The organism is Bradyrhizobium sp. AUGA SZCCT0222, from assembly GCF_018130205.1.
Lineage (GTDB): Bacteria > Pseudomonadota > Alphaproteobacteria > Rhizobiales > Xanthobacteraceae > Bradyrhizobium.
Map to the genome: position 1 here is coordinate 46593 of NZ_JAFCLX010000038.1, position 22809 is coordinate 69401.

The window sequence follows — 22809 nt, forward strand, 5'->3', positions numbered from 1 at the left end:
AATTAACCTTTGCGCATCAGCGGCGCCGGCGCATAGACCTGCGGGCTTTCCAGGTTCCAGCGCACGCCGAGCTTGAGGTCATGCGAGGTCATGTCGCGGTACTGGAAGGTCGAGGTACCGGCGGGCGTGCCATCGAAGAAGCGGCCCTGGCCGTGGATGCCGGTACCCATGTCGAGGTAGCGGTACGCCAGTTCGACCGTGAAGTTGTTGCTGACCTTGTAGGCAAGACCGGCGTGCACGGCCCATGCGAAGTTGGTCTTGCTCGCGCCTTCAGCGAAGTACGAGCTGGCGCGGCCATCGAACGCCGGGAACGTCGCGACATCGCTAAAGCCGGTGGTCTTGATGGTGGCTGCGCCGAAGCCGGCACCGATGAACGGCGTGATGCACCACCAGGTACCGAGGTCGACGTAACCGTTGACCATTCCGACCCAGCTCTTGTAGCCGCCGTTGTAGGCATCAGCGAGCCCGCCGCCGGGATTGAACATGAAGAAGTCCGTGCCCTTGAAGCTGACCTTCGAGCGATACTCGCCGGTGATGTCAGCACGGAACCAGCTGTTGAACTGGTAGCCGACACCGACGCCGTACAGCGTGCCGCTGTCGAAGCCATGGCCGTTCTGACTCCAAACCGTATTGGCCGGCAGGGTGTCGTAGGCGTTGACGTGCAGCTTGCTCTGGGTGTTGGTCATACCGATATCGCCGCGCAGATACCAGCCACCGAAATCCTGCGCCGGAGCCGGTGCATAGGCCATCGGAGGTGGCGGTGCAATCGAAGGCATGTCCGCGGCGAAGGCCACCGACGACAACAGGGATGCCGCTCCGGCGGCAAGAAGTGACTTAACGCTACGCATTGGCTTCGTCCTTTTGTCCGGTGAGGCGACTGCGGAGGCCTCACATCAAAAACTCACGAGCGGACGATGCCAGCAAATGCTTAAGCGGCGCTTAACCCTAATTTTTAAGGTTGATAATCTCCGAATATTTCTGCCAGCACGTGTTCACACAACGCAAGCTGATGCATTTGCAGCACAGAAAATGGCGAAACCGCCATACATCCTAACGATGTGTTGACGGAAATGACACGGATGCTGACCTACCCGTTTGCTTGCCCGCGCCGTTTGCAAACGCTTCGCTAACGCGCGAGCTTCGGCATCTTCGGCAGGAACACGGCGAGCAGGCCGAGCGCCGGCAGGTAGGCGCAGAGATGATAGACAAAGGCGATGCCGGTGTGATCGGCAAGCTTGCCGAGCACCGCCGCCCCGAGCCCGCCGATGCCGAAGGCGACGCCGAAGAACACGCCGGAAATCATTCCGAAGCGATGCGGCATCAGCTCCTGCGCGAACACGATGATCGACGACGTCGCCGAGGACAGGATCAACCCGATGATGACAGTCAGCACCGCACTTCCAAACAGGCCGGCATAGGGCAGCGCCAAAGTGAACGGCAGCGCGCCGAGGATCGAGAACCAGAGGACGTATTTGCGGCCATAGCGGTCGCCGAGCGGCCCGCCGAAGAACGCGCCTGCGGCATTGGCGGCGAGAAAGATGAAGAGATAGAGCTGGGCTGCCTGGGTCGAGACGCCAAACTTGTCGATCAGATAGAAGATGTAATAGCTCGACAGGCTCGACACGTAGAGCTGTTTTGAAAACAGCAGCGCCACCAGCACCACGAGTGCGATCTTGACGCGGCGCGCGTCCGGCGCATCCGGATGACGTTCGACCACGGCGGACTTCTTCGTCGTGATCTGCGGCCGGTACCAGACGCCGATCCGCCACAGGATCACGATCGCCAGAAACGCGATCGAGGAAAACCAGGCGATGCTGGGCTGGCCGAACGGCACCACGATCAACGCCGCCAGCACCGGCCCCATCGAGGTGCCGAAACTGCCGCCCAATTGAAACACCGATTGCGCAAAGCCATAGCGCCCGCCCGAGGCAAGCCGCGCGATCCGCGCCGATTCCGGATGGAACACGGCCGATCCCAATCCGACCAGCGAGGCCGCGATCAGAATGATCGTGTATTGATGCGCGACGCTGAGCAGCAGCAGGCCGAAGAATGTGAACCCCATGCCGATCGCGAGCGAGAACGGCTGCGCCTTCTTGTCGGTGAAGTGCCCGACCAGCGGCTGCAGCAGCGACGCGGTGAACTGGAACGCCAGCGTGATCAGGCCGATCTGCGCATAGTCGAGCGCGTAATTGTCCTTCAGGATCGGATAGACCGACGCAATCAGGGACTGCATGGTGTCGTTGAGGAAGTGCGAGAAGCTGATCCCGGCCAGCACGACATAGGCCGGCCCCGCGGCTACCGCCTTGGCGGCGAGCGCCGGCGACAAGTCGGGCACCACCACGGGCGCGGTGAGCGCTTCCTCGGAGACGGTGACGGGCTTGTTCAAGGGCGCGATTCCCGAATATCGACTGGCAATAATGCCCGTTCCTACGCCGCGCGCGGTGCTGCGACCAGCATCAATAGCTAATGGCTGCGATGCGTTAGGGTGCTCGACCGCGGGAATTCTTCCCCTCTCCCCTTGTGGGCGAGGGTGGCTTCGCGAAACGAGGACGGGTGAGGGGTTGTCTCCGCGGAGAGAAACCTTTCCATGGAGAGAAACCCCTCATCCGGCGCTTCGCGCCACCTTCTCCCACAAGGGAGAAGGGAAGATTTCCTCAGGTGATGGTGCTCGCCTACGCCGCGGCGGCGTGGCCGAGGGCGGTGACGATGTGATCGACCACTTCCTCGACCAGGATGCGATCGTCGCCCTCACCCATCACGCGGATCACGGGCTCGGTGCCGGACGAGCGGACCAGCAGGCGGCCGCAGCCGTTGAGGCGTTTTTCGCCATCGACGATCGCGGATTTGACCTCGGCGTCGTCGAGCGGCTTGCCGCTGCGATAGCGTACGTTCTTCAGGATCTGCGGCAGCGGATCGAATTTGTGGCAGACCTCCGACACCGGGCGGCGGAGCTTTTGCACCACGGCCAGCACCTGCAGCGCCGCGACGAAACCATCGCCTGTCGTCGCATAGTCGGACAGGATGATGTGGCCCGACGGCTCGCCGCCGAGATTGTAGCCCTGCTTGAGCATCTGCTCGAGCACATAGCGGTCGCCTACCGGCGTGCGCACCATCTCCAGCCCAATGCCTTCGAGGAAGCGCTCCAGCCCGAGATTGGACATCACGGTGGCGACGATGCCGGGCTTGGCGAGACGGCCGTCTTCCTTCCAGCTCTGCGCGATCACCGCGAGCAGCTGGTCGCCGTCGACCACATGGCCGCGCTCGTCGACCAGGATCACGCGATCGGCGTCGCCGTCGAGCGCGATGCCGATATCGGCGCGCATTTCCCGCACTTTCCGACTCAATGCCTCCGGCGAGGTCGAGCCGCATTCCTTGTTGATGTTGAAACCGTCGGGCTCGACGCCCATGGCAACGACGTCGGCGCCGAGCTCCCACAGCGCTTCCGGCACCACCTTGTAAGCCGCGCCGTTGGCGCAATCGATCACGACGCGCAGGCCGTCGAGCGAGAGTTCGCGCGGCAGCGTGCGCTTGGCGAATTCGATGTAACGGTCATGGACGCCGTCGATGCGGCGGGCGCGCCCGAGGCTGGCGCTCTGCGCCAGACGCCGGTCGATCGGCTCGTCGAGCAATTGCTCGATCTGCTTTTCGACGTCGTCGGACAATTTGAAACCCTGCGGGCCGAACAGCTTGATGCCGTTGTCCTCGAACAGATTATGCGAGGCCGATATCATCACGCCGAGATCGGCGCGCATCGACTTGGTCAGCATCGCGACCGCCGGCGTCGGCATCGGGCCGAGCAGCAGCACGTCCATGCCGACAGAGGTAAAGCCCGCGACCATCGCGTATTCGATCATGTAGCCGGACAGCCGCGTGTCCTTGCCGATGACGACGCGATGGCGGTGATCGCCGCGCTGAAACACCAGGCCGGCCGCCTGCCCCACCTTGAGCGCGAGCTCCGGTGTGATCAGACCATTGGCACGGCCCCGAATTCCGTCGGTACCGAAATATTTGCGGCTCATATAACCCCCAGCCATTCCGACGCCTCTGTAAAGCCATCCGGCAAGAAGCAGCGAACACCCACCATAGCGTGCACCGGCCTTATAGTCTCTCAGGCGCTAAAATGGCTTCAAAAAATATGATGAATCATTACCGGCACCGGAAGTCGCGGTCGGAGCATAACCCATTGCAAAACATGATACTTTTTAATCCAGCCGCTGCTTGGCTACCCCTTGATCGCGCCGCTTGATGTGATGGTCGCCCTTCGACGGCGGCGGCTGGGTCACATTCACGGGGTCCGAGCCCGGAAAGGTCTCCTCAAGCCCCTCCTCCAGGGCCTCGTCCAACCGGCGCTTTTCAGCGCTCTCGCGGGACTCGCGGGCGGGCTTGGGATGGCGATCAGGTCCGGTCATGAGATGTCCTTATGTTTTCCTTGGGACTGCCCCCACGCAGGGTTCCGCGAGCCTGATTTGGCTGACGTATCAACCATGCTAGATGACGACGCAGAAAAGAAATTCAAGCAAGAGATCCAGGAAGGGGCCGGGAACGTCCATGAAGCACATTACCTGCATCGAGGATCTGCGTCAGTTGCACAAGCGCCGCGTTCCGAAGGCGTTTTTCGACTATGCGGATCGCGGCTCCTATTCCGAGGACACGCTGCGCGCCAACCGTGCCGATCTCGAAGCGATCAAGTTCCGCCAGCGCATCCTGGTCGATGTGTCCAGGCGCGATACGTCGACGACGATCCTGGGCGAGCCGGCCGCGCTGCCGCTGAGCCTCGCCCCGGTCGGATTGCTCGGCATGCAGCACGGCGACGGCGAAATCGCCGCCTGCCGCGCCGCGCAGGCCGCCGGCATTCCGTTCACGCTGAGCACGATGTCGATCTGCTCGATCGAGGACGTCGCCGCCAATGTCGACAAGCCGTTCTGGTTCCAGCTTTACGTGATGAAGGACCGCGGCTTCATCAAATCCCTGATCGAGCGCGCGATCGCGGCGAAATGCAGCGCGCTGGTCCTGACCGTCGACTTGCAGGTGATGGGACAGCGCCACCAGGACATCAAGAACGGCATGACGATTCCGCCGGAATGGTCGTTGTCGAAACTGATCGACTTCGCGACCAAGCCAGGCTGGGTCGCCGGCGTGATGCGCGGCAAGCGCCGCACCTTCGGCAACATCGCCGGCCACGTCAAAGGCACCGACGATATCACCCAGCTCTCGCAATGGACCAACGCGCAGTTCGACACCACGCTGAGCTGGAAGGATGTCGAGTGGATCCGCTCGATCTGGCCGGGCAAGCTGATCCTCAAGGGCATTCTCGACGTCGAGGACGCCGAGGAGGCCGTGAAGACCGGCGCGCATGCGATGGTGGTCTCCAACCATGGCGGCCGCCAGCTCGACGGCGCGCCGTCGTCGATCGAGGTGCTGCCGGAGATCGTCGATGAGGTCGGCGGCAAGATGGAGATCATGTTCGACGGCGGCATCAGGTCGGGCCAGGACGTGATGCGCGCGCTCGCGCTCGGCGCCAAATCCTGCATGATCGGCCGCGCCTTTGTCCACGGCCTCGGCGCCGGCGGACAACAGGGTGTGGCCAAGGCGCTCGATCTGATCCGCAACGAAATGCTGGTGACGATGGGCCTGTGCGGCGTCAACACCATCGCCGAAATCGACGATCACGTGCTGGCGATTTAGCTGCACGAATAATCTATCGTCGTCCCGGCCTTGAGCCGGGACGACGTGTTGAGGGAGCTTTGCTTCCCCTCACATCGGCGGTGTGATCCCGTTGCGGCCGACATTGACGCGGGCGGCTTCCAGCGTGCCGTCTTCCTTCTTCGCCGCACCGAAGATGATGATTTTTGCACCCGGCTTCAGCTCGGACTTGTCGCCGGCGACGAAGGTGACAACAGGCGTATCCGGCGGCACCACGACTTTCTTCTCGCCGTCCTTGTACTTGACCAGGATGTTCTGACCATCGGTGCCCTTGACCGTCTGGGCGACGGTGGCGTTGGTCATGGTCGAGTTCGGGCGCGCATCCCAGGGCCGGAAACCTTCCGCGGCGCCGCGCTGGTTTTCGGGAAAGATGTGAACGGCAACCGCCCGCTGGGTACCGTCGGGCTCCGGCAGGCCGGTGACGCCGATGTAGGAGCCTTCCTTGATCTCAGACAGTTCGGTTTTGGCGACGCCGAACACCGCCACATTGTCGGTCATCCGCACCTTCATGTCGGCGCCCTCGCGCGACTTGATCGAGAGAACATTGCCATCGACAGCCTCGATGGTGCCGCGGATCCGCACGGTCGGCGGTTGTTGCGCCCAGGCGGACGCCCCAAACACGGTGGCAAATGTCAATGCAGCAGCGAGCAGGCGTGACGTCATCCGCATGGCGGTATCCCTTCCGATATCTGAACGTCCCATCAACGCGAACACCGATAGGGAATGGCTATTCCATCTCTGTCATTCCGGGGCGATGCGCAGCATCGAACTATGGTGCGCAATTGCGCACCTGAGAATCTCGAGATTCCCCGGTGCGCAATTGCGCACCTGCGGTCTGGTGCTAGCGCACCATCCCGGAATGACGCTTCGCGTCACATCGGCGGGGTCAGCCCATCGCGGCCGACGCTGACGCGGTTGGTCTCGAACGAGCCGTCCGGCAGCTTTTTCATGAACGCGATCACCTTGGCACCAAGCTTGAGATCGGATTTGTCGGCGGGGACATAGGTCACGACCGGCGTCTCCGGCGAGACCAAAACCTTCTTCTCGCCGCCCTTGTATTTGATCAACAGCGTGTGACCGTCATTGCCGGCTACCGACTGATCCACCGTCGCATTGGTCATGGTGCTGTTGGGGCGCAGATCATACGGCCGCGAGCCCTCGCCGGTGCCGCGCATCGCCTCGGGAAACACGTGCACCTCGACCGCGTTCTGGCTGCCGTCCGGTCCCGGCACCGTGGTGGCGCCGATGAAGGAACCCACCTTGACATCGGACAGCGGGATTTTGGTAATCCCGACCACCCTGATATCGCCGGTCATGTGCAGTTTGACGTCTTCACCGCCGCGCGACTTGACCGCAAGTATGTCGCCCTCGACACCTTCGATGGTGCCGCGAACCCGCGTCGGCGTGGGCGGCTGCTGGGCGATGGCGTAAATGGTGGACGCGGCCACCATCGCGGCGGCGAACAGCGGGCGGATCAGTGTAGAACGATGCTTGGACAGATTCTTGGACAGATTCTTGGACAGATTCTTGGACATGAGGGATCTCCGGTAGGCCACCACGTAGCCATTGCCCCCAACTCCCGCAACGATACTCCCGCTCAAACTTTATTGAGATCGGCCTCGACGATCGCACGAAGTTCTGATGTCACTTCGGGGCGCTTTCCGAACCACAATTCGAACCCGCGCACCGCCTGGTGCAGCAGCATGCCGAGCCCGTCGGCGGTCTGCAGCCCGCGCCCGCGCGCGGCGACCAGCAATGGCGTATCCAGCGGCACGTAAACCAGGTCGCTGACGACGGCGCCCTGCGGCAACCGGCCGACATCGAGTTCAAGCGCCGGCTGGCCGTGCATCCCGAGCGAGGTCGTGTTCACCAGCAGCCCGGCGCGCGGCAGCAATTCGTCCAGCGCATCCCATGCCACCGGCAATACGCTCGCGCCGAATTGATCCGCCAGCGCCTGCGCGCGCTCCCCGGTCCGGTTGGCCAGATGCACGCGCTTGACGCCGCGTTCGATCAACCCGAACAGCACGGCGCGCGCCGAACCGCCGGCGCCCAGCACCAGCACCTCCTCGGCACGCTCCCATCCGGGCGCGCAGGCATCGAGATTATTGATAAAACCCTCGACATCGGTGTTGGTCGAACACAGCTCACCGTTCTCGAACCACAAGGTGTTGGCGGCGCCGACCGCGCGGGCGCGGTCATCCGGCTTCGACAGCGCCAGCGCGCGCTCCTTGTGCGGAATGGTGACGTTGGCGCCGACGAAGCCGCGCAGCGAAAGCCGAAAGACAAAGTCCTGAAGTTCGTCGGGCGGCACCGCTTCGATGACGTAGCCGCCTTCGATGCCCAGCGTCCGCAGCCAGTAATGATGGATCAGCGGCGAGCGCGAATGCGCGGCCGGCCATCCGATCAGGCACGCGGCGGGGGGTCTGGTTGCTCGGGTCATGGCAGTCAATTCGGCCAAGCCGGCGGCGGTGTCAATGCTCAGGTGGGGGTGCCGGGCTGGACCGGGTTGCTTGTAGCCAAACTCGTCATGCCCGGCCTTGCCGCCTTCGCCAAAGCTTTGGCGGGCCGACCGCTTGTGGCCCCGTCGAAGCCATTGGCGGAGAAGGGTGCCGGGCATCCACGTCCACTTAACCAAGAAAGACGTGGATGGCCGGGTCAAGCCCGGCCATCCCGAAAATGACGATCGTCAAACCATCACGCCGCGACCCTGTTCGCGGCGATGATCTGGTCGGCGGCGCGGCCGGTCACTTCGGCCATGCGGTCGAACTGCCGCGTAAAGCCGCCGGCGCCGGCGGTGGCGGAGCGCAGCTCGACGATCAGGTCGCCGATCTCGGCCTCCGGCATGGTGGCGCGGACGCAATCCCAGCCGGCCCAGCCCTCGCGGGTGTCGAAGCCGAGGATCTGGCCGCGCCGCGCCGACAGGATGGCGTTGATTTTTGCCGTCGCCTCGGTCGGGCAGACGATCTCCACCATGTGGATCGGCTCCAGCAGCACCGGCTGGCACTGCGGCAGCGCCTCGCTCATGCCGAGCCGCGCCGCGGTGCGGAAGGCAAGATCGGAGGAATCGACGCTGTGATAGGAGCCGTCGGTCAGGGTGACGTGGAGGTCGATCACGGGAAAGCCGAGCGGGCCGCGCGTGAGGCTGTCGACCACGCCCTCTTCCACCGCGCCGATATAGTTGCGCGGCACCGCGCCGCCGACGACCTTTTCGTGGAATTCAAAGCCCGAGCCGCGCGGCATCGGCTTGATGTCCAGCACCACGTCGCCGAACTGGCCATGGCCGCCGGACTGCTTCTTGTGGCGCCCGCGCTGCGTGATCGATTTGCGGATCGTCTCCTGATAGCCGATCGCCGGCGCCTGCGATTTGACGTTGACGCCGAAACGATCCTTGAGCCGCTCGAGCGCGACGCGCAGATGCATCTCGCCCTGCCCCCACAGCACGATGTCGTGGGTCTGGGTGTTGTGGATCATCGACAGCGACGGATCCTCCTCGTTCAGCCGCAGCAGCGCCTGGCCGAGCTTGACGTCGTCCTTGCGATCGTTCGCGGCCAGCGACATCGCCAGCACCGGCGGCGTCGGCTCGACCCGCGCGAGCGAGGCCGGCGCAGTCTTGCCGCTCGAGAGCGTGTCGCCTGTCTTGATGGCGTCGAGCTTGCCCAGCGCCACGGTTTCGCCGGCTTCCGCCGCCGCCCGTTTGCTGTCGTGCCCGCCACTGACCGCGAGGATGCCGGAGACCCTGCCCGCTTCGCCGGACGAGGATTGCAGCGTCGCACCGTCATCGAGGTGCCCGGCGAGCAGCCGCACCAGCGACAGCTTGCCGCCGTGCGGCTGATGCAGGGTCTTGAACACATAGCCCAGCGCATCCTTGGGCGAAGACGCGCCGAGGCGCTTGGCGGTCTCGGTCACGCCGGGCGCTTCATGCCGCAACGCCTTCATCAGCCGCAGCACGCCGTTTTCGCGTGTCGCGGCACCCAGCAATACCGGGCAGATCAGGCCTTCGCGCAATTCGCGCGCGAGATCGTCGAACACCGCATCGCGCGGCGGCTGGATGTCTTCCAGGAGTTGCTCCATCAGCACGTCGTCGTGATCGGCGAGCTTTTCCAGCATCGAGAAGCGCGCTTCCTTCTCGCGGTCGAGATTGCCGCCGTCCAGCGCAATCACTTCCGAGGGCTTGTGTTCGCGGTAGACAAAGGCGCGCTCCAGCGCCAGATCGACAAAGCCTTCGATCAATTCGCCGTTCCAGATCGGAATCTGGCGCAAGACCAATGGCACGCGCGAGGCCGGCTGCAACGTCGCCAGCGTTTCGCGGATGCGCTTGTTGGCTTTGTCGATCTTGTTCAAAAACAGAAAGCGCGGAATGCCCATTTCCTCGAGCTCGCGCAGGATGATCTGCAGTTGCGGCAGCTTCTTTTCATCGGCTTCGCAAACCACGATCGCGGCATCGACCGCCGGCAGTGCCGAGCGCATGTCCTGCGCGAACTCGATCGAGCCGGGACAATCGATAAAGGTGTAACTGTCGCCCATGAAGGTGGTGGTGGCTGCACTTAAGGCCACGCCCATCTTGTGGTGCCGCGCCTCGGGGCTGGAATCGCCGACCGAAGTTCCGGCATCGACGCTGCCGGCGCGGTGGATGGCGCCCGTGCGCGCCAGTATGGCTTCAAGAAGTGTGGTTTTACCGCTCTGGAAAGGGCCCACCAGCGCAATGCACCGTGGACCCGATTCTTTAGTACCTGGGGGACTTCTGACGTCTTGTCCCATTGCCGCCTCCTTGTTTGGAGCTCGGCCCATGATTGGGTCGGCGGATCAGATGCTCCGCCCGCCGCGACGATTTGGCAAGCCAGAAAATCATCGCTGCGGTGCAGTGCGAGTCGGGACCATCAGACCGCGGGCGGGTCGATCATGATCCGCAACGCCGATGCAAAACCGGCTATATCGATCGCGTCGTCCCAGGCCAGTTGCAGGGAGATACCCTGCAGAACGGCGATCATGACACGCGCGGCCGATTCCGGGTCGAGGTTCCGTGGCCACCGTCCCTCGCGCTGCGCCTTGCGGATCATCGGCGACAATATCTCGACCGCCTGGCTGACGCCTGCCAGGGCCTCGCGCTTTAATCGCGGATTGGACAGGCTCTCCGCCCATAGCTGCACCGCGAGCTTGCGCCATCTTTTTTCCTGCGGATCGCGCAAACCCAGCACAAAACCTTCGACCAGGCGCACCAGACTGGTATCGAGATCGGCCGCGGTCAGCGCATGCTGCATGCGCAGCCGCTCCATCGCGTGCCGTTCGGAGGCGATCGCCATCACCACTTCGGTCTTGCCTTTGAAGTATCCGTAGATAGCCCCCGGACTGAGACCGGATTCGGCGACGATGTCCTGCATCGTCGCGGCGTGAAAACCTTCGCGCGCAAAACAGGTCAGCGCGGCATCGAGAATGCGTTCACGCTGGGCACTGGCCCGTGCCGCGCTGATCCTAGGCACGTGGCACTTCCGCCAGCACCGTGTGATAGAAGCTGTAGCCCGGCATTTGACGGCTCTGCGCACCCATCACTTTCGCGCGATACTCGTCGGCCCCGAGATCGCTCAGTAGCGCAAGTCCACGTTCGCGCAGGAACGCGGCCAGTTGTTCGGGCAGCAGCCCGAACCGCCACGGCTCGCCGGTTCCGTCCACCTTGGCGATGGCCTTTTCGGCACCCGCGAAGGCGACCGAACCGTTCAACACCCCCTCGTGGACATAGGTGAAGATGAAGCGACTTCCCGGCGCAAGGCGGCCCGCCCAACGCATCACACCGCATACCGCTTCGCCGGTGAGATATTGGCTCACGCCTTCCCACACCACGATCGCAGGACGCGATGCGTCGAAGCCCGCGGCGCGAAGCAATTTATCGTAGTCGTCGACTTCGAAATCGACCTTGACGAACGTCACCTTTCGCAAATCGGCTTGCGCCGAGCGCAGCCGCGCCTGCTTCACTCTGGCGGTATTGGGATGGTCCACTTCGAATATCCGGGCGGTCGCGAGCGCGTCCAGACGCCAGGCGCGGGTGTCGAAACCAGCGCCGAGCAGCACCACCTGGTCGATCTCGGCCGCCGCCTGCACAATCCAGTCGTCAATCAATTTGGTGCGGGCGATGCCGGAGGTTCGCGCGCCAGGCCAGCGGCGGTCGATATAGTTGTTCAACAGTGCCGCCGCCGGGCGCAACCCGAAAAGTTTTGCCGCCAGTCGCAGTTCACCCGGTAGCAGAGCGGCCGCGAGCGGATCGGCAAAGGCGCGCGAGTTCGGCGCCTTGGCATGTTCGGAGGCACGAAACACCGCCATGAATTCCGCGGTCCGACTGACTTCCTGACTGCGCATCCGGCTTCTCCTTAAAAAGAACGTTCATTCTTTTTAAGGTCAACCACCGTCACTGTCAAGATTGGCTTCCATGAATCCAGACTAAGGTTACCTTCCCGGCCGAAGTTCGCCGGCGGCGATGCTGACGCCGGCCGGGTACCGCACGCCCGGCCGCGCGCGATTGAAGTTCGCGGAACCGTGGACCGCCATCCTTATCTTGAGCGCCGCGACGTTTCCCGCAGTTCGGTCGGCGTCATGCCGAAACGGCGGCGAAAGCGGCGATTGAAGTAAGGGACCTCGTTGAACCCGCAGGTCCATGCAATTTCGCTCACCTTCAATCGATCGTGGGCTGCATCCATCAGCATCACCCTGGCCTCATGCAGCCGCATCTCAAGCACGCGCTCGGCGAAGCTCGATCCGCTTTCCGCCAGCAGATCGTTCACGTAACGACGCGACAGGCCCAAACGCTGCGCAACGCTCTGCGACGAGAATTCCGGATCGTGAAAGCCCGATTTGATGGCCGCAAGAACGTCGTGCAATCGTGCTGCGCGCAGGCCGCGGGTCACGGCAATCTCCGACGGATCGCCGCGCGCGCCGAGCGCAAGTGCGATGAGATCGACAAGCATCGTCTCGATGCGCCGGTCGAGCGCCGGATCGCTTTCCTGCTTCAGGCCCATGAGAAACTCGACGTACCGGCCGAGATGACGCAATGCCGGTGAGGACGCATCGAGCGGCTTGCCTATGAGGTCGTCAGCGTTTGGGACCAATGCAAGAAGCCGGGCGCGCGAAATATTGATCCCATACCAGCCATTTTCCGGACCTACGAGCATCTCGCCGGGTTCGGCAGTCAGAAGCACCGCTGCGTCGCGGTTGATCGTCGCCTCCTGCCCGTTCTGGATGCTGATTATATCGGAGCGACCGTTATAAAGCGCGACGCAAAAATTGTCCGCACCATCGGCAGCGACGTCGCGCTGGCTGCGTCTCATCCGATCGATGCTGCCGTCGAGCCGACCGATACCGACCGCGCCGATCGGCACGAACTCAAAGTTCACCGTGAACGGGCGGTCTTCCGCACGCTGGAGATCGACCGAGCCGTAAAGCGCATTCCACTGATCCAGCCAAAGCGAGAATTTTTCCTGATCGCTCAGATGGGACGGAAGTTGCTCCGACGCAAAAACAACTTTCTGAATCCTGCCGCCAACGGCCTTTCCGCCCAACTCATCAACGTCCATCGCCTGCGATGCCTTCAAAATTCGCTTCGCTTCGAGCAGATCCCGATCAAGTCAAAATAGCTGCATCGGCACGATCCAGACAGTGCCAGTTAAACCAATTGTGCCAGCCAGTTTCGCAACCCGTGGCGCGATTGCAACGCTCGCCAGCAATCAGGAGGCGATGCCACGCGGTGCAAATCAGGAGCCACTGAGGACAACCCCATTCTGCGCGGCTTGGTAAGAGTGCACCGAGACTTGATGAAACGCGACCTGATGAATCCGGGCCTGACGCTTTGAGGACCAGGACTCATCCGCAGAATTGTTCGGGGGTGACACTATGCATTATGTATCGCGGACGACGCTCGCAGCCGCTGCCATTTCATTGGGCAGTCTCTCTGCCGGGTTCGCGGCCGATCTCGGACCGCGCCCGGCGGCGCCGATTGCGCCGGCCTTTTACGACTGGAGCGGTGTCTATGTCGGTCTGCATGCCGGCTACGGCGGAGGCATGAAGGATTGGACCCAAGCGCTGGGGAACGATATCACTGCGAAGGGTTTCCTCGCCGGCGGCCAGATCGGAATCAACAAGCAGATCGGCAGCCTGGTGTTCGGCCTGGAGCTTGATGGATCGTGGGCCGACATTGGGGGCTCGCAACTACTTTCCAACGGCGGACCGGCCGCTGGCTTCCAGGTAGACATCACCGGCCGATCGAAGATCGATGGCCTTGTGACGTTGACGGGGCGTGCCGGTTTGGCCGCCGACCGTTGGTTCGTCTATGCCAAGGGCGGCCTCGCCCTCGCGCAGGAAAGGCATTCTTTCGGCAATAACAGTTTTAACTTCCCGCCAGCACCTCCGTTTACCGCCGCCATCTCTGGCAGCGGCAGCGAGCATCGATGGGCTCCCACCGTCGGCTTCGGAACGGAGTATGCGTTAGGAAACAACTGGTCAGTCAAGGCCGAGTACGACTACGTCCACCTGGGCAACAGAACGGTGGGATTTACCGGAACGGCGAACTTCAATGGCGTCGCAGCTCCCCTTGATCCGACCAACGTGCCAATCGAGCAGGCGCTCCATCTCGTCAAGATCGGCGCGAATTATCGTTTTGGCGGAATTCAGACCGATCCGACGTTCGCACCGGTCAGGGCCGCGCCAGGATACAACTGGTCGGGCGCCTATGTCGGCGTTCAGGGCGGATACGGCTTCGGCCACAAGGCATGGCCCGACCTGTTCGATCCGGCGAATCCCCAAACCGGAAAGTATGATGTGAACGGATGGCTTGCCGGCGGAACCGTCGGGGTCAATGCGCAGGCAGGCTCATTCGTCTTCGGCGTCGAAGGCGAATGGATGTGGACCGGCATCAAAGGCAATCAGACAACGGTTTTTGATTTTGGCGTGGGAGTAACGCAGACCGGCCTCGAGACAAAGGTCAATTGGCTTGCGATCGCGGCAGCGCGCGCCGGTTTTGTGGCCGCCGACCGCCTGCTGGTCTATGGCAAGGCCGGCGTCGCGCTCGCTGACGAGAGGCACACGCTTACTCAAAGCACGATCGATCCAGGTTTCAGTTCGGTACTCAACCTGGAAGCCAAAGCCCTGCACACCGGACTCGTGGCGGGTGCCGGCATTGAGTACGCCCTCGGCGGCAATTGGTCGGCCAAATTCGAGTACGACTACATCAAGATGCTTGCGCAGAACTTTACGGCGACGGGCACCCAGCGCGTGAACGCCCCGCCCATCGTGCAATCGGTCGCTCTTGCCGGCCAGTTCTCAAAGATGCCGCAGGACCTGCACCTGATCAAGTTCGGCGTGAACTATCACTTCAGCCCGGCGCCGGTCGCAGTCAGTGCCCGATACTGATCAGCGCATCGCGAAAAGCCTCAGGTCTTAGTATTTCCTGAACAGACCGGACAAACAAAAGGCCCGCATTTCGCGGGCCTTTTCTATTGGCCAAGCACAGAAAGCGTGGCGCGATTGCAACGCTCGCCGGCAATCGCCGGCTAATGCCACGCCGTGCAAATCGAGCGCCAACGAGGACAAACCGATTTTGGGCGCCTCGCTAAGAATGAAACAGGACCTGATGAACCCCGGACCTGACGATTCAGGATCAGGACTCATCCGCAGAATTGCTCGGGGGCGACATCATGAATCATCTATCGCGGACGACGCTCGCAGCCGCTGCCATTTCATTGGGCAGTCTCTCTGCTGGGTTCGCGGCCGATCTCGGACCTCGCCCGGCGGCGGCGATCGCGCCGGCCCTTTACGACTGGAGCGGCGTCTATATCGGTATGCATGCCGGCTACGGCGGAGGCATGAAGGATTGGACCGGTGTGCTAGGTGCCGATCTCACTGCGAAGGGTTTCCTCGCCGGCGGCCAGATCGGGATCAACAAGCAAATCGGCAGCCTCGTGTTCGGCCTCGAGCTTGACGGATCGTGGGCTGACATTGGTGGCTCGCAGTTGCTTCTCAACGGCGGACCACCCCTTGGATTCCAGACAGAAGCCACCGCCAGGTCGAAGATCAATGGCCTGGTGACGTTTACGGGGCGTGCCGGTTTGGCCGCCGATCGTTGGTTTGTCTACGCAAAGGGCGGCCTTGCAGTCGCGCAGGAAAAGCATTCGTTCAGCTTTAGCAGTTCGAGCTTCGCGCCGCTGGCTCCTTCTAGCGAAATGGCCTCAGGCAGCGGCAGCGAGCATCGGTGGGCTCCCATTGTCGGCTTCGGAACGGAGTATGCGTTAGGAAACAACTGGTCGGTCAAGGCCGAGTACAACTACGTCCATCTCGGCACCCGAACGGCGGGACTTACTGGAACGGCGAACGTCAATGGCGTTGTAACTCCGTTGGGTGCGGCCGGCGCATCAATCGAGCAGGCGCTCCATCTCGGCAAGATCGGCGTGAATTATCGTTTTGGCGGAATTCAGACGGATCCGACTCTTGCGCCGGTCAAGGCCGCGCCGGGATACAACTGGTCGGGAGCCTATGTCGGCGTACAGGGCGGATATGGTTTCGGCCACGCGGAATGGCCCGATCTGTTCAATCCGGCAAATCCCCAAACCGGAAAGTATGATGCAAATGGATGGCTTGCCGGCGGAACTGTCGGGGTCAACGCGCAGGCAGGCACATTGGTCTTCGGCGTCGAAGGCGAATGGATGTGGACCGGCATCAAAGGCAGTCAGACAGCCGTCCTTAATTTTGGTGCGACCACTCAGACTTTTGACTTCGAGACAAAGGTCAATTGGCTTGCGATCGCGGCAGCGCGCGCAGGTTTTGTAACTGCAGACCGCCTGATGGTGTATGGCAAGGCCGGCGTCGCGCTCGCTGACGAGAGGCACACGCTTACTGACACCCGGATTGGCCCAAATCTCAGCGCGGTCTTCAACCTGGAAGCCAAAGCCTTGCACACCGGAGTCGTGGCGGGTGCCGGCGTTGAGTACGCCCTCGGCGGCAACTGGTCGGCCAAATTCGAATACGACTACATCAAGATGCTTGCGCAGAACCTGACGGCGACCGGCGTTCGCAACATCAACGCTCCGCCCATCGTAGGATCGGGCGCTTCTTCCACTCAGTTCGACAAGATGCCGCAGGACCTGCACCTCATCAAGTTCGGCGTGAACTATCACTTCAACCCGACGCCGGTCGCAGTCAGTGCCCGATACTGATCGGCACATCGCGAAAAGCCTCAGGTCTTAGTATTTCCTGAACAGACCGGACAAACAAAAGGCCCGCATTCCGCGGGCCTTTTTCGATTGTCCCGGTTACCGCCCCGGCCGAAGTTCCAGGCTTTCCAATCCGGCAGCAATGCTGACGCCGACCTGGCCCTGCAGGCTCAGCGGCTGCAGGGCGATCGAGTTTGCCGAACCGCCGACCAGCACGTTGCCGCCGACGCCGAGCGTGGCACTGCCCTGCGCGCCGATATAATCGCCGGAGAGGCCGCCCGGTCCGAGCTGCGCCGACGGCGCGAACACGCCCCAGGCCAGCGCGGATTCCTGGGTGATGCCGAGATCGAGGCCGACTTTACGGATGGTGGCGACGTAACGGTCTTCCGGCATGCCGTCGGCGCGCAGCACGCAACCGAGATTGGTGACGGATCCGACGATGAAGCCGACGCTGGCGCCGCCGCGGCATTCGAGAATGCCGACCTGCACCCGCGCCACCTGCTGCGCATTGGCGCCGGCGATCGAGGTGGCCCACACGGCGATGGCGGCAGCGGCGAGAAGGGAGTGACGCATGAAGAAATCTCCGGCTGAAACGATGTGATGCGAGCAGGGAATTGAGAACGGTGCGGGCCAAGGGTGTGCGCTTTTCTATGGCACAACATCCGCAGCGGTTCCAGATTGGCGGGCGTCGATTTATTCAACCGTCATTCCGGGGCGATGCGCAGCATCCAACCTCAGATGCGCAATTGCGCATCGGGGAATCTCGAGATTCCGGGTCTGGTAATTCGGACCATCCCGGAATGACGGCGGATACTGCCAACAAAAAAAGGCCCGCTCTCGCGGGCCTTTTCATCAAAACCATCGATCAACCGCGGCGATGATGCCGGCGGTGGTGACGGCGCGGAGGGCCGTAGCCGCGGAACGGCTCCAGCTGGATATCAGCAATCCCGGCGGCGACGTTCAGCCCGGTCTGGCCCTGCACGCTGAGCGGCTGCAGCGCGTAGGAATTGGCCGGACCGCCGACGAGGAAGTTGCCACCACCGCCGATACCGACCGACGCGTTGGCGCCGACGCCGCCATAGTTGCCGGCGAGATCGCCGCGGCTGACCCGGCTGTTCGGCGCGTTCACCGCCCAGGCCAATTGCGTCTGCGCGGTGATGCCGAGATCGAGGCCGTAGCGGCGCACGGTGGCAATGTAGGGTTCCGGCCGGCGGCCTTCGCTCTTGAACACGCATTCGAGGCTGGTCACGGAGCCGACGACATAGCCGACATTCTGGCCGCCCTGGCATTGCAGGACGCCGGCGCGAACCGGCGGTGCCGCATCTGCGCTCGCGATCGGCGCAACCAGCGCCGCGATGGCGATGCCGAAGGTCGTAAGGCGTTTTCCGAAAAGCATGTGTCGTCCCCGCTTGATGAACTGAATGTGTGCGGCGGACAGGAAGGAAGCGCCGTGTTCAAAACATGGCGCTTTGCAAAAAGAAGACTTCAAAACATCATGCGGTCTAAGCGTGATGTGATTTGACACGCCTTTTTTCGGACGTGTTTTCTTTGCGCGTTTTCTTTGACAGAAATTTTGGGACACAAACCGGAACCCGCCCCGCATCATTGGCGGGACAGGCTTCGCTTCATAACGCGCTTTTTTTCTGACGCATTTTTCTTAACGCGAACCGGACTCCACCCCCGGATCATGTCCGAGGGTATGCTTCGCTCGAAAACGCTCTACCGCAAATTACCGCAAAAGCGCTGGATGCGTTTGCAGGCGTCTTCGAGATCGGAAGTCTTGGTGGCGTAGGAGATCCGGAACGCCGGGCCAAGTCCGAACGCGGAACCCTGCACCACGGCAACGCCCTCAGTCTCCAGCAGCTCGGTGACGAAGTCCTCGTCATTCGCGATCACCTTGCCGGACGGCGCCGTCTTGCCGATGGTGCCGGCGCAGGACGGATAGACGTAGAACGCGCCCTCGGGCCGCGGGCATTCGATGCCCTTGGCCTGGTTCAGCATCGACACCGCGAGGTCACGGCGTTCCTTGAACACCTTGTTGTTGGCGGGGATGGAGTCCTGCGGACCGTTGAGCGCCTCGACCGCGGCCCACTGCGAGATCGACGACGGGTTCGAGGTCGATTGCGACTGGATCGTCGCCATCGCCTTGATCAGTTCGGCCGGGCCACCGGCATAGCCGATGCGCCAGCCGGTCATGCAATAGGCCTTCGACACGCCGTTCACCGTCAGCGTGCGGTCGTACAGTTTCGGCTCGATCTGCGCCGGCGTGGTGAACACGAAGTCGTCATAGACCAGGTGCTCGTACATGTCGTCGGTCATCACCCAGACGTGCGGATGCTTCACCAGCACGTCGGTGAGCGCCTTCAACTCGCTGCGCGAGTAGGCCGCGCCGGTCGGGTTCGACGGCGAGCAGAGAATGATCCATTTGGTCTTCGGCGTGATCGCTTTTTCCAGCGCGTCGGGCTGCAGCTTGAAGCCCTGCGCCACGGTGCACACCACGGAGACCGGCACGCCGCCGGCCAGCGCCACCATTTCGGGATAGCTGACCCAATAGGGCGCCGGGATGATGACCTCGTCGCCCGGATTGATGGTCGCCATCAGCGCGTTGTAGAGCACCTGCTTGCCGCCGGTGCCGATGATGATCTGGTTCGGCTTGTAGGTCAGGCCGTTCTCGCGCTGGAACTTGGCGATGATCGCCTCCTTCAGCTCGGGAATACCGTCGACCGCGGTGTACTTGGTCTTGCCGGCTTCGATGGCGTGGATCGCCGCCAGCTTGATGTTGGCGGGCGTGTCGAAATCGGGCTCGCCGGCGCCAAGGCCGATGACGTTGCGGCCGGCCGCTTTCAGCGCGCGTGCTTTATCCGTGACCGCGATCGTCGCGGACGGCTTCACACGGTCGAGCGCAGCGGACAGAAAAGGCATCATCATCTCCTGGGAATGGCATGTGTGGGCACACTCGGCGCCCGTTTCGGGAATGATCCGCGATTCTCGATGTTGGGATCGGCGCACCCTAAAGCGCTCAGCGCCGCATCGCAAGAAGCTTGGCCCGAAAGGCTCAAATTTTACGGGGGCGCAGGCTCGATCGGCGCAATATTTGGAAAAATTCTGCGCCGAAATGACTCATATCTGGCCAAGGAAACCGGCGCGGCCGCGACGGACTTGGTGACGGTCTTGGTGACGGTCTTGGACGAGGGTCTTGGCGATGGCCTGATCATCCCCGGCCCGCACGCCGCGCCGGGGTCTGGCCCTCCGACGCGATCAGGTGCCGCGATTGCTCCGAGGTCAATTCAGAATAGACGTCGATCCATCTCGCAGAGATTTCAAAATCCGCGCCTGCACGGATCGGCAATATCGCGAAAGCTTGAAGCGTTCCGATCACAAATCCCGACCACGTGATCGCTCCGTCGAGGCATGGCGTTCTGTGCGCGTGCAGTGCGGTAGAGGTTTTCGACTTTTTCCATAATGCGGGTCTTGCGACGCACCCCCAACGGCATCATTGTTTAGCCGCGTTGCGGCGATCCGCTGCGCGACAGACGTCCAACGGATCGATTGAAATTCATACGATGTACAAGCTCTATTCGATGCAGCGCTCCGGCAACAGCTACAAGGTCCGCCTTGCGCTGTCGCTGCTCAAAGCGCCGTATTGCGCGATCGAAGTCGACATCCTGCGCGGCGAAAGCCGGACGCCGGATTTTCTGGCGATGAACCCGAGCGGACAGGTGCCGCTGCTGGAAGTCGCCGAGGGACGCTACCTCGCCGAGTCCAACGCCATCCTGTGGTACGTCGCCGGCGGCACCTCGCTGGCGCCGGAATCGCGGGTCGAGCGCGCCGAGGCGCTGCAGTGGATGTTCTTCGAACAGCATGCGCTGGAGCCCAATCTCGGCGCGGCCTATTTCTGGCTGTCGCTGGTCAAGGGCGGCCGCGACCTGCAGACCCACGCATTGGAGGACTGGATGGAGCGCGGCTATGCCGCGCTTCAGGTGATGGAAAACCATCTCAAGACCCGGGCCTATTTTGCCGCTGACCAGCTCACGGTCGCCGACATCGCGCTGTACGGCTACACCCATGTCGCCGACCGCTGCGACTTTGACCTCGCGACCTTCCCCGCGATCCGCGCCTGGTTGCGGCGGATCGAACAGACCCCCGGTTTCGTAACCATGGACTGGCGGCCGGATGCCGAGGTCGATGATCCCGCCAGCGTCGCCGCCGGAGCTTGAGGCGCGGACGGATTCACGTTCGCTTGAAGAGGCGTCCAAAGGTTAAGGACAGCGGGAATAACGTTAACCTTTGCCGTGATTTCGCCATTTTTTGGCACGCGCGCGCCCCAATATTGCCGGCCACAATTGTGAACTTCCCGATGTCGCGGGTGATTCGTCCGCGTCTTGAAGGATTTAGACCCATGATACGGTCGCCCGGCACGGCCGGCTTCGAAAGCCGCCCTGCGCCCGTTGCGTCTCTCCGACTGACCAACGCCATTGCCGCCACTCTGGCGATCGGTACGCTGTCGCTCTGCCTCGTCGTTGCGCTGACAGTGCTCTCGATCAAGGTGACCATGGCCATGCCGATTCCGGCGTGACTCCGGCATTTCCTGTTTGGACTTTTTCCGAGAGCAACGCGCGATGATTGGCATCGCGGGCGGACGAAGATGAAGACACCTGTCGGACTTGTGACCGTGGCGCTGACGGCAGCGATCCTGCTGACCGCGACCTTGGTGATCGCCACCGGCACCCGCGGCGAAGAGACGGAGTTTCCGTCGTCCGCCGGCGGACTCGAAGTGCGCACCTTCGCAAGGGGTCTGGTCAATCCGTGGTCGCTCGGATTCCTCCCCGACGGCAAGATGCTGGTGACCGAACGGCCAGGCCGCATACGCCTCGTCTCGCTGGAGGGACAGCTGTCGCCGCCACTCAAGGGCGTACCCGACGTGTGGGCGTCCGGCCAGGGCGGAATGCTCGACGTCGCGATCGACAAATCCTATGCGCAAAACAAGACGATCTATTTCTGCTTTGCGGAGCGGACCAGCGGCGGCGGCCGTACCGCGATCGCGCGCGCCAAACTCAACGACGGCGGCGGCCGCCTCGACGAAACCAAAATCATCTTCCGCCAGGAAGGGCCGCTGTCATCGGGAAATCATTATGGCTGCCGCATCGCGCAGGCCGATGACGGCAATCTGTTCGTGACGCTGGGCGAACATTTTGCCTATCGCGACCAGGCCCAGGAGCTCGGCAATCATCTCGGCAAGGTGATCCGGATCGCACCGGATGGATCGGCTGCCGCCGGCAACCCGTTCATCGGCCGCGCCGGCGCCAAGCCGGAAATCTGGAGTTACGGCCACCGCAACGGACAGGGCCTCGCGATCAACCCGGCGTCGGGCGACGTCTGGGAAATCGAACACGGCCCGCGCGGCGGCGATGAGGTCAACATCGTCGGCAAGGGCAAAAATTACGGCTGGCCGGTGATCGGCTTCGGCCTCGAATACAGCGGCGGCAAGATCCATGAAAGCACCGCCAAAGACGGCATGGAGCAGCCGGTCAAATACTGGGTGCCGTCGATCTCACCATCCGGCATGCTGTTCTATACCGGCAAGCTGTTTCCAAAATGGTCCGGCAGCCTGTTCGTCGGCGCGCTGTCCGGCAGCATGCTGGTGCGGCTGTCGCTGAACGGCAACGGCGTCGCGGGCGAAGAGCGCCTGCTGCAAAATCTGCACGAGCGGATTCGCGACGTCAGGCAAGGCCCGGACGGCGCCCTGTGGCTGCTGACCGACAGCTCCAACGGACGGATCCTGCGGGTGACGCCCTCTGCAAAGTGACTGGAGCCTTTTCCGTTCCGATGGAATCGGAACGGGTCTCTAGTGTCCCGAATCTGAAGTTCAGCGGACTCCAAATCGACTCGAAGATGGCGGACTCTCCGCATTTTGGGGAGG

Annotated in this window: 20 protein-coding genes; 6 read left to right on the top strand and 14 right to left on the bottom strand. The window is 62.6% G+C overall.

Annotated elements, in window-relative coordinates; genetic code table 11:
- Window positions 1–2 precede the first annotated feature (2 nt).
- The 4 genes from JQ629_RS27195 to JQ629_RS27210 all read right to left on the bottom strand — a co-directional run bounded on the left by JQ629_RS27195 (window position 3) and on the right by JQ629_RS27210 (window position 4409).
- Window positions 3–848: an outer membrane protein gene (locus tag JQ629_RS27195; protein ID WP_212269232.1), complete on the bottom strand. Its 846-nt coding sequence runs from the start codon at window positions 846–848 to the stop codon at window positions 3–5.
- Between the two features lie 278 nt (window positions 849–1126).
- Window positions 1127–2386 (bottom strand): MFS transporter, encoded by a 1260-nt coding sequence (locus JQ629_RS27200; RefSeq protein WP_212415239.1) that lies wholly within the window; start codon window positions 2384–2386, stop codon window positions 1127–1129.
- Window positions 2387–2672: 286 nt separating this feature from the next.
- Window positions 2673–4019 carry a phosphoglucosamine mutase gene (gene glmM, locus JQ629_RS27205; RefSeq protein WP_212269256.1) on the bottom strand — a complete coding sequence of 449 codons (1347 nt, stop codon included), beginning with the start codon at window positions 4017–4019 and terminating at the stop codon, window positions 2673–2675.
- Between the two features lie 183 nt (window positions 4020–4202).
- Entirely contained in the window at window positions 4203–4409 is a 207-nt protein-coding gene (locus JQ629_RS27210) for a hypothetical protein (RefSeq protein ID WP_212415240.1), read from the bottom strand.
- Window positions 4410–4548: 139 nt separating this feature from the next.
- Between JQ629_RS27210 and JQ629_RS27215 the strand changes: the two genes are divergently transcribed.
- Window positions 4549–5685, top strand: a complete 1137-nt coding sequence (locus JQ629_RS27215; RefSeq protein ID WP_212415241.1) for an alpha-hydroxy acid oxidase — start codon at window positions 4549–4551, stop codon at window positions 5683–5685.
- A gap of 69 nt (window positions 5686–5754) precedes the next feature.
- Here the strand turns inward: JQ629_RS27215 and JQ629_RS27220 are convergent, their stop codons facing one another.
- From JQ629_RS27220 to JQ629_RS27250, 7 genes are all read right to left on the bottom strand, one after another.
- The gene (locus JQ629_RS27220) at window positions 5755–6366 is read right to left on the bottom strand and encodes a single stranded DNA-binding domain-containing protein (protein WP_249135303.1); all 612 of its coding nucleotides are present in this window, start codon (window positions 6364–6366) and stop codon (window positions 5755–5757) included.
- 209 nt (window positions 6367–6575) lie between these two features.
- Window positions 6576–7154 (bottom strand): hypothetical protein, encoded by a 579-nt coding sequence (locus JQ629_RS27225; RefSeq protein WP_502753370.1) that lies wholly within the window; start codon window positions 7152–7154, stop codon window positions 6576–6578.
- Window positions 7155–7300: 146 nt separating this feature from the next.
- Window positions 7301–8143 carry a shikimate dehydrogenase gene (locus JQ629_RS27230; protein ID WP_212415243.1) on the bottom strand — a complete coding sequence of 281 codons (843 nt, stop codon included), beginning with the start codon at window positions 8141–8143 and terminating at the stop codon, window positions 7301–7303.
- A 254-nt stretch (window positions 8144–8397) separates the two neighbouring features.
- The gene (locus JQ629_RS27235) at window positions 8398–10461 is read right to left on the bottom strand and encodes an elongation factor G (RefSeq protein WP_212415244.1); all 2064 of its coding nucleotides are present in this window, start codon (window positions 10459–10461) and stop codon (window positions 8398–8400) included.
- A gap of 119 nt (window positions 10462–10580) precedes the next feature.
- Window positions 10581–11180 carry a TetR/AcrR family transcriptional regulator gene (locus tag JQ629_RS37795; protein WP_212269239.1) on the bottom strand — a complete coding sequence of 200 codons (600 nt, stop codon included), beginning with the start codon at window positions 11178–11180 and terminating at the stop codon, window positions 10581–10583.
- Window positions 11173–12051, bottom strand: coding sequence for a class I SAM-dependent methyltransferase (locus JQ629_RS27245; protein WP_212415245.1), 879 nt, complete (start codon window positions 12049–12051; stop codon window positions 11173–11175). Before JQ629_RS27245 ends, JQ629_RS37795 begins: the two co-directional genes overlap by 8 nt.
- 191 nt (window positions 12052–12242) lie before the next feature.
- Window positions 12243–13280, bottom strand: coding sequence for an AraC family transcriptional regulator (locus JQ629_RS27250; protein WP_212415246.1), 1038 nt, complete (start codon window positions 13278–13280; stop codon window positions 12243–12245).
- A 298-nt stretch (window positions 13281–13578) separates the two neighbouring features.
- Between JQ629_RS27250 and JQ629_RS27255 the strand changes: the two genes are divergently transcribed.
- Window positions 13579–15093, top strand: coding sequence for an outer membrane protein (locus JQ629_RS27255; RefSeq protein ID WP_212415247.1), 1515 nt, complete (start codon window positions 13579–13581; stop codon window positions 15091–15093).
- A gap of 284 nt (window positions 15094–15377) precedes the next feature.
- Window positions 15378–16892 carry an outer membrane protein gene (locus JQ629_RS27260; protein WP_212415248.1) on the top strand — a complete coding sequence of 505 codons (1515 nt, stop codon included), beginning with the start codon at window positions 15378–15380 and terminating at the stop codon, window positions 16890–16892.
- A 96-nt stretch (window positions 16893–16988) separates the two neighbouring features.
- Here JQ629_RS27260 and JQ629_RS27265 read toward each other — a convergent pair whose 3' ends face one another.
- From JQ629_RS27265 to JQ629_RS27275, 3 genes are all read right to left on the bottom strand, one after another.
- The gene (locus JQ629_RS27265) at window positions 16989–17462 is read right to left on the bottom strand and encodes a DUF992 domain-containing protein (RefSeq protein ID WP_212415249.1); all 474 of its coding nucleotides are present in this window, start codon (window positions 17460–17462) and stop codon (window positions 16989–16991) included.
- Window positions 17463–17754: 292 nt separating this feature from the next.
- A complete protein-coding gene (locus JQ629_RS27270; RefSeq protein ID WP_212415250.1) occupies window positions 17755–18285 on the bottom strand; it encodes a DUF992 domain-containing protein in 531 nt (176 codons plus the stop codon).
- A gap of 323 nt (window positions 18286–18608) precedes the next feature.
- The gene (locus JQ629_RS27275; RefSeq protein WP_212415251.1) at window positions 18609–19811 is read right to left on the bottom strand and encodes a pyridoxal phosphate-dependent aminotransferase; all 1203 of its coding nucleotides are present in this window, start codon (window positions 19809–19811) and stop codon (window positions 18609–18611) included.
- A 641-nt stretch (window positions 19812–20452) separates the two neighbouring features.
- Here JQ629_RS27275 and JQ629_RS27280 point away from each other — a divergent pair.
- From JQ629_RS27280 to JQ629_RS27290, 3 genes are all read left to right on the top strand, one after another.
- Window positions 20453–21106 carry a glutathione S-transferase family protein gene (locus JQ629_RS27280; protein WP_212415252.1) on the top strand — a complete coding sequence of 218 codons (654 nt, stop codon included), beginning with the start codon at window positions 20453–20455 and terminating at the stop codon, window positions 21104–21106.
- 182 nt (window positions 21107–21288) lie between these two features.
- On the top strand, window positions 21289–21465 hold the full coding sequence (locus JQ629_RS27285) for a hypothetical protein (RefSeq protein ID WP_212415253.1): 177 nt from the start codon (window positions 21289–21291) through the stop codon (window positions 21463–21465).
- Between the two features lie 69 nt (window positions 21466–21534).
- Window positions 21535–22695, top strand: coding sequence for a PQQ-dependent sugar dehydrogenase (locus tag JQ629_RS27290; RefSeq protein ID WP_212415254.1), 1161 nt, complete (start codon window positions 21535–21537; stop codon window positions 22693–22695).
- Window positions 22696–22809: the final 114 nt, after the last annotated feature.

Coding starts and splice junctions, on each gene's coding strand:
- JQ629_RS27285 (WP_212415253.1), top strand. CDS start 21,289: ATGATACGGTCGCCCGGCACGGCCGGCTTCGAAAGCCGCCCTGCGCCC.
- JQ629_RS27215 (WP_212415241.1), top strand. CDS start 4,549: ATGAAGCACATTACCTGCATCGAGGATCTGCGTCAGTTGCACAAGCGC.
- JQ629_RS27280 (WP_212415252.1), top strand. CDS start 20,453: ATGTACAAGCTCTATTCGATGCAGCGCTCCGGCAACAGCTACAAGGTC.
- JQ629_RS27265 (WP_212415249.1), bottom strand. CDS start 17,462: ATGCGTCACTCCCTTCTCGCCGCTGCCGCCATCGCCGTGTGGGCCACC.
- JQ629_RS27290 (WP_212415254.1), top strand. CDS start 21,535: ATGAAGACACCTGTCGGACTTGTGACCGTGGCGCTGACGGCAGCGATC.
- JQ629_RS27225 (WP_502753370.1), bottom strand. CDS start 7,154: ATGGTGGCCGCGTCCACCATTTACGCCATCGCCCAGCAGCCGCCCACG.
- JQ629_RS27220 (WP_249135303.1), bottom strand. CDS start 6,366: ATGACGTCACGCCTGCTCGCTGCTGCATTGACATTTGCCACCGTGTTT.
- JQ629_RS27275 (WP_212415251.1), bottom strand. CDS start 19,811: ATGCCTTTTCTGTCCGCTGCGCTCGACCGTGTGAAGCCGTCCGCGACG.
- JQ629_RS27210 (WP_212415240.1), bottom strand. CDS start 4,409: ATGACCGGACCTGATCGCCATCCCAAGCCCGCCCGCGAGTCCCGCGAG.
- JQ629_RS27235 (WP_212415244.1), bottom strand. CDS start 10,461: ATGGGACAAGACGTCAGAAGTCCCCCAGGTACTAAAGAATCGGGTCCA.
- JQ629_RS27195 (WP_212269232.1), bottom strand. CDS start 848: ATGCGTAGCGTTAAGTCACTTCTTGCCGCCGGAGCGGCATCCCTGTTG.
- JQ629_RS27270 (WP_212415250.1), bottom strand. CDS start 18,285: ATGCTTTTCGGAAAACGCCTTACGACCTTCGGCATCGCCATCGCGGCG.
- JQ629_RS27245 (WP_212415245.1), bottom strand. CDS start 12,051: ATGCGCAGTCAGGAAGTCAGTCGGACCGCGGAATTCATGGCGGTGTTT.
- glmM (WP_212269256.1), bottom strand. CDS start 4,019: ATGAGCCGCAAATATTTCGGTACCGACGGAATTCGGGGCCGTGCCAAT.
- JQ629_RS27255 (WP_212415247.1), top strand. CDS start 13,579: ATGCATTATGTATCGCGGACGACGCTCGCAGCCGCTGCCATTTCATTG.
- JQ629_RS27230 (WP_212415243.1), bottom strand. CDS start 8,143: ATGACCCGAGCAACCAGACCCCCCGCCGCGTGCCTGATCGGATGGCCG.
- JQ629_RS27260 (WP_212415248.1), top strand. CDS start 15,378: ATGAATCATCTATCGCGGACGACGCTCGCAGCCGCTGCCATTTCATTG.